12 protein-coding genes are annotated in these 10,934 nt (G+C 53.8%); 8 read left to right on the plus strand and 4 right to left on the minus strand.

Annotation, left to right across the window (positions count from 1 at the left end; all coding sequences use genetic code 11):
* The first annotated feature begins 98 nt into the window (after positions 1-98).
* The 6 genes from J1782_RS04420 (at position 99) to J1782_RS04445 (ending at position 6,462) form a co-directional block, all read left to right on the plus strand.
* On the plus strand, positions 99-1,079 hold the full coding sequence (locus J1782_RS04420; RefSeq protein WP_152324613.1) for a TIM barrel protein: 981 nt from the start codon (positions 99-101) through the stop codon (positions 1,077-1,079).
* 66 nt (positions 1,080-1,145) lie between these two features.
* A complete protein-coding gene (locus J1782_RS04425) occupies positions 1,146-2,189 on the plus strand; it encodes a substrate-binding domain-containing protein (RefSeq protein ID WP_217152512.1) in 1,044 nt (347 codons plus the stop codon).
* A gap of 33 nt (positions 2,190-2,222) precedes the next feature.
* Positions 2,223-3,725 carry a sugar ABC transporter ATP-binding protein gene (locus J1782_RS04430; protein ID WP_165058540.1) on the plus strand — a complete coding sequence of 501 codons (1,503 nt, stop codon included), beginning with the start codon at positions 2,223-2,225 and terminating at the stop codon, positions 3,723-3,725.
* 46 nt (positions 3,726-3,771) lie between these two features.
* Positions 3,772-4,743 (plus strand): ABC transporter permease, encoded by a 972-nt coding sequence (locus J1782_RS04435; RefSeq protein WP_101076406.1) that lies wholly within the window; start codon positions 3,772-3,774, stop codon positions 4,741-4,743.
* On the plus strand, positions 4,743-5,600 hold the full coding sequence (locus J1782_RS04440; protein WP_152324611.1) for a MurR/RpiR family transcriptional regulator: 858 nt from the start codon (positions 4,743-4,745) through the stop codon (positions 5,598-5,600). Before J1782_RS04435 ends, J1782_RS04440 begins: the two co-directional genes overlap by 1 nt.
* A gap of 1 nt (position 5,601) precedes the next feature.
* Positions 5,602-6,462, plus strand: a complete 861-nt coding sequence (locus J1782_RS04445) for a ribokinase (protein WP_217152505.1) — start codon at positions 5,602-5,604, stop codon at positions 6,460-6,462.
* A 44-nt stretch (positions 6,463-6,506) separates the two neighbouring features.
* On the opposite strand, the gene J1782_RS04450 is transcribed toward J1782_RS04445, so the two are convergent.
* Both J1782_RS04450 and J1782_RS04455 read right to left on the minus strand, forming a co-directional pair.
* Positions 6,507-6,821, minus strand: coding sequence for a SelT/SelW/SelH family protein (locus tag J1782_RS04450; protein WP_217152506.1), 315 nt, complete (start codon positions 6,819-6,821; stop codon positions 6,507-6,509).
* A gap of 91 nt (positions 6,822-6,912) precedes the next feature.
* Positions 6,913-7,815: a LysR family transcriptional regulator gene (locus J1782_RS04455; RefSeq protein ID WP_217152507.1), complete on the minus strand. Its 903-nt coding sequence runs from the start codon at positions 7,813-7,815 to the stop codon at positions 6,913-6,915.
* A 122-nt stretch (positions 7,816-7,937) separates the two neighbouring features.
* Between J1782_RS04455 and J1782_RS04460 the strand changes: the two genes are divergently transcribed.
* Positions 7,938-9,035, plus strand: coding sequence for an NADH:flavin oxidoreductase/NADH oxidase (locus J1782_RS04460; RefSeq protein ID WP_217152508.1), 1,098 nt, complete (start codon positions 7,938-7,940; stop codon positions 9,033-9,035).
* 205 nt (positions 9,036-9,240) lie between these two features.
* Positions 9,241-9,819 (plus strand): SRPBCC domain-containing protein, encoded by a 579-nt coding sequence (locus J1782_RS04465; RefSeq protein WP_254302917.1) that lies wholly within the window; start codon positions 9,241-9,243, stop codon positions 9,817-9,819.
* A gap of 40 nt (positions 9,820-9,859) precedes the next feature.
* Here the strand turns inward: J1782_RS04465 and J1782_RS04470 are convergent, their stop codons facing one another.
* Positions 9,860-10,081 carry a hypothetical protein gene (locus tag J1782_RS04470; RefSeq protein ID WP_217152509.1) on the minus strand — a complete coding sequence of 74 codons (222 nt, stop codon included), beginning with the start codon at positions 10,079-10,081 and terminating at the stop codon, positions 9,860-9,862.
* A 2-nt stretch (positions 10,082-10,083) separates the two neighbouring features.
* On the minus strand, positions 10,084-10,934 hold an 851-nt coding region (locus J1782_RS04475; protein ID WP_217152510.1), incomplete at its 5' end, for a VENN motif pre-toxin domain-containing protein.

The following is a 10,934-nucleotide window of genomic DNA, read 5'->3' on the forward strand; positions in this document are numbered from 1 at the left end:
TCTTGCGGGTTTTTTCGTCTGGTGATAGTAATGCACTACTTCACGAAATAATGTGAAGAAGGAAAGTACATTACGAATCAGTTTACAAAGGACACCCCATGTCAGAACTTAAATTTGCCACACGTCTGAACTCGTTTGCCTCGGGGGCTTATCTTTACTGGCCGGAACTGAAAGGCAAACCTTCAGTGCTGCAAATGATCGAACGTGCAGCTACGGTTAAAGGATTGACACATCTGGACCTGAATTATCCTCAGCACATGACTGATGACGTTAAAACCATGCGTCAGAAAATTGAAGAAGTCGGGCTGGCGGTCAACGGGATGCAAATGCGCTGGGATGCTCCGGAATTTAAAATCGGCGCATTCACTAACCCGGATCCCAAAATTCGTCGTCAGGCGATTGAATTAACCAAACGCGGCATCGACGCGGGGCGGGAATTCGGTGCCAGCATCATGACCCTGTGGATGGGGCAGGACGGTTTCGATTACTGCTTCCAGGCTGACTACAAAAAAATGTGGGAAGACGCGGTCAGCGCAGTGCGCGAAGTGGCGGAATATGCGCCGGACATCGACGTCAGCATTGAATACAAACCCAACGAACCGCGCGCTTACAGCATCTTCCCGAACGCGACCACCTGTCTGCTGGCGGTGGAAGAAGCCGGTTGCAAGAATTTAGGGATCACGCTGGATTTCGCGCACGTGCTGTTTGCCAATGAAGTCCCGGCGTTTGCCGCGGCGATGGTGGCGCGCCGTTCACGCCTGCTCGGGCTGGATCTCAACGATGGCTGGGGCAAACGCGACGACGGCCTGATGGTTGGCTCAGTGAACCCGCGCGCCACGCTGGAATTCCTGCTGCAAATGAAACGTGACGGCTATAAAGGTGCGTATTACTTCGATACGTTCCCGGACGCCAGTGGCCTGGATCCGGTTCGCGAAGCGGAAACCAATATCGCGACCGTGATCCGTTTACTGAAACTGTGTGAAAAGCTCGAAAACAACCCGGCGCTGAATGAAGCCATCAGCAGGCAGGATGCCGTCGCCTCTCAGCAAATCGTGAACAACGTGATGCTGGCGCAATAATAAAAGCGACCGCCACAGCGCGAGTCGCTGTGATAACCATAAAAATAACAATCCGAAGGCCAGATGATGAAAAAACTCTTACTGTCTGTACTCACCTCTACACTGTTTTGCTCCAGCCTTTATGCGGCGGATTTACCGCCCCTGCAATCCGACACCGAACCGGATCGCACTGACTGGACACAACTGACCGTCAAATATGGCCCGTTACCGGCTATCGATAAATCGCTGAAAATCGGCGGAGTATCGAAAACGCTGACCAACGAATACTGGCGTTCCCTCGGCCAGGGCTATAAAAACTTTGCTGATAAACACGGCTTCACCGTGGAATATCAGGCCGCCGCCAATGAAGACGACCAGCTTGGCCAGTTATCTATCGCCGAAACGCTGATTTCACAAGGCTTCAACGGCTTGCTGGTGTCGCCGCAAACCGACGCAAACCTGCAACCGGCGTATGAATCTGCCAAAAGCAAAAACATTGCCGTGGTAAACGTCAATGACGCCGTGATGCCAAATGCAGCGTATTACGTCGGTAACGTGCAGAAAGATAACGGCGTTCGCGTGGCGGGCTGGTTTATCAAAAAACACCCTGAAGGCGGCAAGGTCGCGGTCATCGAAGGTCAGCCGGGCGTGTATGCGGCAACGCAGCGCACCAAAGGCTTTAAAGAAACGATTCAGGCCAGCGGGAAATTCACCGTGGTCGCCAGCGTTCCGGCCAACTGGAGCCGCGAAAATGCGTACAACGCCGCAGCGACAATTTTACAGCAACATCCTGATCTGATTGGCTTCTATGCCAATAACGACGGCATGGCACTGGGCGTGGTGGAAGCCGTTGCAGCTGCCGGAAAATCGAAACAGGTTGCCGTCTTTGGCACCGACGGGATTTCCGATGCGTATGCGTCAATCAAACGCGGCGAGCTGACCGGTACGGTTGACAGCTTCCCGGTGCTGACGGGGGAAGTGGCGATGGAAGTGGTTGTCCGCCTGATTAATGGTCAGAAAATCTCCCGCGTGGTGTCCACTCCGCAGGCGCTGATCACCAAAGACAACGTCGACGCGTTCTCCACCAAAGATAACGCGAAGATTCGCCAGTTGCTGGCGCAGCAACAATAAGTCTGGCGTCAGAGAACAGGGCGAGGAGAGTTTATGGAACAGTATTGTTTGACGATGCGCGGCATCAGCAAAAGCTACAGCGGCGTGGCAGCGGTTCAGGGGGTTGATTTCTCCGTCAGGCCGGGCGAAGTCCACGCGCTGATCGGTGAAAACGGCGCCGGAAAATCGACGTTGCTCAATATCCTGTCAGGCGTCCGGGCCGCCGATTCCGGCGAGATCCTGGTGGAAGGGCAGGTGATTCAGATGAAAAACCCGCTGTCTGCACGCCATGCCGGTATCGCAATGATTCATCAGGAGTTGCAACACGTTCCTGAACTCTCCGTCGCCCAGAATATGTTTCTCGGGCGGCCCCTGACCAAAATGAAAGGGCTGTTTGTTGACCGAAAGGCGCAGTACAAACGGGCGGTGGCAATCCTGCGCCGTCTGGATCCGAGCATTAACCCGGATGAGCCGATCAAAAACCTGAAAGTCTCGCAGCAGCAGATCGTCGAGATCGCCCGTGCGCTGCTCGATGAAGCCAAAATTATTGCGATGGATGAACCGACGTCGAGCCTGACGCCGACAGAATTTGAGCGCCTGGCTGAACTGATTTCTGATCTGAAATCGATGAATGTCTCGCTGATTTACGTCTCGCACAAGATGAATGAGATCTTCAAAGTCTGCGACCGCGCCACGATTTTGCGCGATGGTAAACAGGTCGGCGTGGTGAATATCTGCGACGAAACCGAAGAAACGATCGTGACCAAAATGGTCGGTCGCAAAATCGAAAAAGTGCAGCATCATTCGTATGCCACCGAACGCATCGTGCTGAGCGTGGAAGATTTGAGCCGCGATAAAGCCGTGCGTAACGCCACGTTCAGCGTTAAAGCCGGCGAAGTGCTGGGCATCGCCGGGCTGGTGGGCTCCGGTCGCACCGAGTTGCTGAAACTGATTGCCGGCATCGATGCCAAAACCGGCGGCAACATTGAAGTGGAAGGCGTCGCGGTGAAAAAACATAACGTCAGTTCCGCCATTCGCGCGGGGATTGGCCTGGTGCCGGAAGACCGCAAAAAAGAAGGCATCATTAAAGAACGCGCCGTCAAAATGAATATGGCCCTGCCGTCGATGGCGCGCTTTACCCGTTTTGGTCTGCTCAAAAAAAGTCAGCTGAACCAGACCGCGCTGGATGTGATGACGGATTTGCGGTTACGTCCGCTCAATATCGAAAAAACCATTGGCACGCTGAGCGGCGGGAATCAGCAAAAAGTGATTATTGGCCGCTGGGTGGCCGCCGATAATAAGGTGTTTCTTTTTGACGAACCGACCCGTGGAATTGATATCGGTGCCAAGTCTGAAATTTATAATCTGATTGAGAAACTCGCGCAGCAGGGAAAAGCCATTGTGGTGGTTTCTTCCGAAATGCCGGAAATCATTCGTATCTCAGACAGGGTTCTGGTCATGCGGGAAGGGCAAATAACGAAAGAACTTAACGGCGACGATATCACCGAAGAAAATATCGCGCGTTATGCCATTAATGATGTGAAAAAAGCCGTCTGAATTTAACGATACTTTCCGACACCTACCGATTTTTAAGGCCATTATTATGACGACTCAAGGTAATGTTCAGCCAAAGGCTTTCCCTCTGGCATTATTTAAATTCAATGTTCGCGATGCCGGTACGCTGATTGGTTTACTGATTATTGTGATCACGTTCTCTTTTCTGTCGCCGGTATTTTTTACGCTGCCGAACCTGCTGAATATTTTGCAACAGTCTTCGATTAACGGAATTATTGCGCTGGGGATGACCCTGGTGATTATTTCCGGTGGCATCGACTTGTCCGTCGGGCCAACGGCGGCGCTTTCTGCGGTACTCGGCGCGACGCTGATGGTGGCGGGCGTGCCGGTTCCGCTGGCAATTATGGCAACGCTGGGCGTCGGCGCGCTGTGCGGCGTTTTCAGCGGAATGTTAGTCGCCTATGCCGGTTTACAGCCCTTTATCGTCACCCTCGGCGGCCTGTCGCTGTTCCGTGCGCTGGCGCTGATTTTCACCAACGGTAACCCGATTTTCGGCATCCCGATGGAGTTCCGGACCGTCATCAACAGCACGGTGTTCGGGGTTCCGGCACCGATTGTGATTGTTATCGCCATCGCGGCAATCCTGTGGGTGGTCATGAATAAAACGCCGCTGGGCGAATACATCCTGGCCGTCGGCGGTAACGAAGAAGCCGCGCGCGTTGCCGGTGTGCCGGTCAAAAGAACCAAAGTGACGGTGTTTGTGATCTCCGGCGTGCTGGCGTCTCTGGCCTCACTGATTCTGATTGGTCGCCTGGGCGCTGCCGAGCCGACAATGGGGAATTTATGGGAGCTGGATGCGATTGCCGCGGCGGCCATTGGCGGAGCTTCGCTGATGGGCGGCAAAGGGAGTGTCATCGGTACGCTGATTGGCGCTGTTATTTTGGGTTCATTACGAAATGGCCTGACACTTCTCAATATTCAGGCGTTTTATCAATTGCTTGCCACCGGCCTTATTATTATCATAGCGATGTTGATTGACCGGGCGACACGAGGCAAGTAATGAATCAGGATCCGCGAGCCATAGGCGCTCAAATTCGTATGAAATTGCCACATCTGACGCCACTGGAAAGAAAAGTCGTCGACGCAATCACGTCCAAAACTGATTTTTCTGAGCAAACTTCTTTAAAAGAAATTGCGCTGGAAAATAATGTTTCTGAGGCGATGATTGTTAAATTGACGAAGAAATTGAATTTCTCAGGATTTAGAGATTTCAGAAGCAGTTTGATTTATTACAACTATTCTGAAGTGGCAAATTTACATGCGGAAATTGAGCCGGGAGACTCGTCGGAGCAATTACTTGAAAAGGTATTTCGCACATCTATTCAGGCAATAGAAGAAACATTATCTATTGTCGATGTGTCGGAATTTAACCGCGCCGCTGACATTCTTTTTAAAGCCAGGCACATCGATTTATATGCCGTCGGGGGTTCTGCCGCCGTCGCCAGAGATTTGTCGCATAAGCTCCTGAAAATCGGGATCAAAACGACGGTCTACGATGATGCCCATATTATGCTGATGTCAGCAGCAGTCTTGTCGGACGATGATGCGGTGGTCGCTATCAGCCATTCCGGCGCCACCCGTGCGGTGAATGACCCGATTAAACTGGCGGCGCGCAACGGCGCCAAAGTTATCGCCATCACCAATTACGCCGAGTCGCCTATTGCGCGCAATGCGCATGTGGTTCTCAATTCAACCTCTCAGGGATCGCACTTGCTCGGGGAAAACGCTGCTGCCCGCATCGCCCAGTTAAATATTCTGGATGCCTTATTTGTGGCGATTGCGCAGAAGGATTTGAAGACAGCGGAGAAAAACCTGATGAAAACCCAGCAGGCGGTTCAGGACCTTCGGGAATACTAGAATGGGTAAAATTTTAGTCACGGGCAGCCTTCATTACGACATCGTGATCCATGCGCATCACCGCCCTGAAAAAGGTGAAACGGTGATGGGTAGCGGCTGTTCGTACAAATTTGGCGGCAAAGGTGGCAATCAGGCGGTATCCGCTGCGAAAGCGGGCGCGCAGGTCAGCTTTGCCGGTGCTGTTGGCGCAGATACACAGGGCGACTTCCTGCGTTCCGTGCTCGAAGAAAACGGCGTGAATACGGATTTTGTGGCCGTCAGTGCAGATGTGCCGTCGGGTATGAGCGTGGCGCTGATGGACGCGGAAGGGGATTACGGCGCGGTCGTTGTCTCCAACGCCAACAACCGGGTGGATGCCACGCAATTTGGCCACGACGCCGTCTGGCAACAGGTTGAGATGTTGCTGCTGCAAAACGAAGTGCCGGAAGCGGTCAATCTGGCGGCAGCCGAAGCGGCAAAACAGCGCGGCATCCGCGTCTGCCTGAACGCCGCCCCGGCGCGTGCGATGTGCAGCGCGATGCAATCCGCCGTCGGCTTGCTGGTGGTCAACGGAGTAGAAGCCCGCGACCTGAGCGGAATTGCTGTGAATACTTTATCCGACGCCCGCGCCGCCGCCGAATGGCTCGGCGGCCATTATCCGGCTGTGGTCGTCACGGCAGGTGAACACGGCGTCGCGTGGTGCGAAACCGGTGAACGCAGCCAGTCTATGCCCGCCGAAAAAGTCGAACTGATCAGCACGCACGGCGCAGGCGACTGCTTTATGGGCATGCTGTGTACGTCACTCTTGCAGGGCAAAACGCTGGCCGATTCCGTGGCAAAAGCCAACCGCGCCGCCGCCGAGCACGTTTCACGTAAAGAGTAGTGTTGGGGTAAAAAATAAGGCAGGGAAATCTCTGCCTTATTCCTTTATTCCGCAGAATCCGTTCCCGCCTCAGGTATTTTCTTCTTATCCACATGCCCCAAATCCCGGTCGGGGAAACAGATATCGCGCACGCGCTGTTTAAGCAAAGCGGCGTCCGGAAAACCGCCGTCTCTTTTGCGTTCCCAGATAAGTTCGTCATCGACCTTAATCTCGTAAATTCCACCCGTTCCCGGCACCAGCGTGACGGACGCCAGATCGGTGCTGAACGAATTCAACAGTTCCTGTGCCATCCACGCGGCACGCAACAACCAGTTGCACTGGGAACAATAAGTGATGATCACTGCCGGACGTTTTTCCATGGAATAACCCTTCTGTGCGCGGTTTTATTGCCGCATTTTTTAACATGTGAAAAGCAGATGAAGCCTTGAAAATATCATGATGTGGCGCGATTTACTCCCCGCTGCACGCCTGTGCCAGAAGCTGACGCAGCCACTGGTGCGCCGCCGATAAATGCGAGCGCTCGTGCCACGCAGCGACTTTGGTAAAACCGGGGATCGTCAGTGGTGGCGGCAATACCTCAAGCCCTGCGACGTTGCGCACCAGACGCTCCGGCACCACAGCAATCAGGTCAGTGGTTTGCAACACCGGCGGCAGCACCAGAAAACTGTTCACCGACAGCACGACGTTACGTTTTTTTCCCAACGCCTGGAGCGCCTTATCGGTCACGCCTTCGAAATTCTCGCCGCTCAGCGACACCAGCGCGTGATCGTACCGGCAGAACGTATCGAGAGAAATTGCGCCGTTTATCAGCGCCGGATGGCCTTTGCGCAGCGTACAAACATAACGTTCGTCGTACAGATGGCGAATGTGTAAATCAGGTGGCGTGGTATCCGGCGTCAGCAGCGCAAGGTCGATTTCGCCACGTTCCAGTCGCTCCTGAACCGTGGCCTCTTCGGCGCGCTGTACCGACAGATGAATGCCCGGCGCAAGCTGTTGCAGCAGGGAAAAGAACGGCACGATAATCACACTCATTGCGTAATCCGTGGCCGCCAGCGTGAATGTCATTTCGCATTTTGAAGGAATAAAGGCTTCCGGCTCCAGCAGCGCTTCAATCTGCGCCATGACCCGTTTTACCGGTTTTGCCAGCGCCAGTGCGCGCTCCGTCGGCACAATGCCGTAACGTGAACGGACAAAAAGCGGATCATCAAAACTGTCACGCAGACGTGTCAGCATACTGCTGACGGCAGGCTGCGTCAGGGAAAGTCGCTCGGCGGCGCGGGTGACATTCCGCTCGTCGAGCAGTGCGTCGAAAGTCTTTAACAGGTTGAGGTCGAGACTTTTAAGGTTGCGCATCGGCAGGGCACTCTTTGAGTTATAACGAAATATTATGTGCACTATAATATTTCTTCACTTCCGCATATAGCTGTCCGACGGCACTCTGATCGCCGGATGCCAAACTCACCGGGAAAAAAATTATGTCCGCACTCTTTACGCCGTTTACGCTGAAAGACGTCACGTTAAAAAACCGTATCGCTGTTCCGCCGATGTGCCAGTATTCCGCCACTGACGGCGTGCCGAACGACTGGCATCAGGTGCATTACGCAACGCTTGCGCGCGGTGGCGCAAGCCTGGTTATCGTCGAGGCGACTGCCGTTTCGCCTGAAGGCCGCATCACCCCGGGATGTCTGGGGATCTGGAACGACGCGCAGGCCGCTGAACTGGCAAAAATCGCCAAATCCATCAAAGCCGCCGGGGCTGTTCCGGGGATCCAGATTGGTCACGCAGGCCGCAAAGCCAGCGCCAATCTGCCGTGGGAAGGCGATGATCATATTCCAGAAGGCGATCCGCGCGGCTGGGCGACTATCGCACCTTCTGCGGTTGCGTTCGGCAAACATCTGCCAAAAGTGCCAAAAGAGATGACAAAAGCAGATATCCAGCGTGTTATGGCGGATTTCGTCGCGGCAGCCCAACGCGCGCGCGATGCCGGTTTTGAATGGCTGGAACTGCATTTTGCCCACGGCTATCTGGCGCAGAGTTTCTTTTCCGTGCATTCCAACACCCGTACTGATGAATACGGCGGTGATTTCGCCGGTCGCAGCCGTTTCCTGATTGAAACCTTCGACGCCGTCAACGCGGTCTGGCCGAAAAACCTGCCGGTCACCGCGCGTTTTGGCGTGATTGAATACGATGGCCGCGACGAAGAAACGTTGTCCGAGTCCATCGAACTGACGCGTATTCTGCGTGAGAAAGGGCTGGATCTGCTTAACGTCAGCGTCGGATTCTCCACCTGGGAAGCGCAAATCCCGTGGGGCGCAGGCTTCCTGGCACCGGTTTCGCGCCGCGTGCGCAAAGAAGCCGGTTTGCCGGTCGCCAGTTCCTGGGGCGTGGCGTCTGCGGACGTCGCCGAACGCTGCATCAGCGAAGAAGACATGGATCTGGTGATGATTGGCCGCGCAATGCTCGCCAACCCGCATTATCCGTATGCGCTGGCGAAAGAGCTGGGTGTGGAAAATCCTTCCTGGGTTCTTCCTGCGCCTTATGCGCACTGGCTTGAGCGTTACAGCATCAGCTAAAACTTCAGTGATAACATCCGCGTAAAATAGCGGTGATCACAGCAGGCAGAAGCGATCCTTCTGCCTGTTTTTTTGTGTGTCATCCAGATATAAAAATAATCGATGTTTATCATCACAAGTGATGATTTCAGTAATATCTCGTCATTGCGTATCTTGTGCTCAACGCCAGCCTGCGGGCCGGACGCTTAATACTAAGGAGCTCAACATGAACGCAATACTCTGGCCGGAAGGTTTTATCCCCGGCGAAACCGACAACTTCGCGTCTAACGAAATGATCATCACCGGCCTGACCGTGGAAGAACTGTGGGCGCAACTCGACAACACCGCCGCATGGCCGGTGTATTACAGCAACGCATCGGATATCTTTTTCCACGACGGCACCGGGCCGGGCCTGAGCGACGGCGCACGTTTCCGCTTCTGCACGTTCGGTTTTCCGGTCGAAGCGCAGGTCAATGAATACGTACCACCGGTAAAAGGCCAGCCCGCACGCATGGCGTGGCACGGCTGGGCAGAAGGCGACACCGAAACCCGGCTTGACGTCCATCACGCCTGGCTTTTCGAAGAACTCTCCGGCGGTCGCGTCCGCATTCTGACGCAGGAAACGCAAAACGGTAAACCCGCCCGTGAACTCGCGAACACGCGCCCGAACCCGATGATCAACGGCCATCAGGAATGGCTGGATGGGATGATCGGCGCGGCGAGGGAGGCGAGGGTTGGGACGGATAAACCAGTCACCGTAGCCGTTGAACGGGGGCATCTGGTGATCCGAGCCTTGGCAGAGTGACAGACAAATCATCCCAGCCACTGGGTTGGGATGTTTGCAATTACTTATTCAGTAGTTTTTTTCGGGCTTCTGACAATGCATTTTGAAGCCAGTCATAATCAATCGCACCAATGTTCGGCGATAATTCAACCTTGATATTATCCTCACCGCCTTCTTGTTGTAAAAGTGCAATAAACTCTTCATCACAATAGATTTCAGCTATTAAATTCTCATAATCAACATCGCTAGCTACCACAACTTTTAATTCGTGTTTATCACTCATTCTTAAGGCTCCAAAAATCCACGGAAATTACCCTGAGGATCGAAGCGAGCACCTCGCCCGTCAGGAGCTACGATATCAAAACCACCAAAGCGGTTTCCATCTTTGGCTGTTGCGCCAGGAGCTTTAACGATCCCATCTAATATTTTTTGCCCTTGTTCATTCATTTGAGCAGGTGTGCCCTTAGCTATAGGGAACGCACTTCCTTCACGACTTCCATGTTTTTGTAACGCTCTTCCAGCAATAGTTAGATTTCCTGCTTTAACTGAGGGGGCAGTCTTAGCACCTGTTTGTGAAAGTATATCCAATTCCAGTTGGCCAAATTTTCCGGCGTCAATTTTTGAACCTGAAGCGGATGAAATATTCTTCGCCGCATTAGCAGCTATAGCTTCAGCTTTCGCCGCCGTCGCTTCCACAGCTGTTTTACCAACCCCTATAGCTCCGGCAGCACCAACCCCGCCCGGCGTCACGGCTTCAGCAACCTGCAACCCTGCGTTGTTCAGACAGATTGCCGGAGCCGACTTGCAGCCGGATAACGCAACTTTAGCTGCTGCCACAATTTCTGGAGTTGCACCTACTATCATTGCGCCGCCAGCGACACCTGCAATGCCTGCCGACACCACCAGATTTCCTTCAGCAACGCCTTTTGCAATGCCAGCTTTACACTGTGTATCACAGTCGGGTGTCTTGCCTAACCAAAAACCAAGATCTGAACCAGCTGCCAGAGCATTATTCTCAACCTCATTCTTCCCAGCCTTCGCCCCATCAATCGCCGAGCTAACATCTCCGCCAACAACGCCGCCTGCGATCCCTGAAGCTAAGGTGGCCAGAGCCACAACACCTTGTTTTTCCTCCT

It is taken from the genome of Rahnella sp. BCC 1045 (genome assembly GCF_019049615.1).
Classification (GTDB): Bacteria; Pseudomonadota; Gammaproteobacteria; order Enterobacterales; family Enterobacteriaceae; genus Rahnella; species Rahnella contaminans.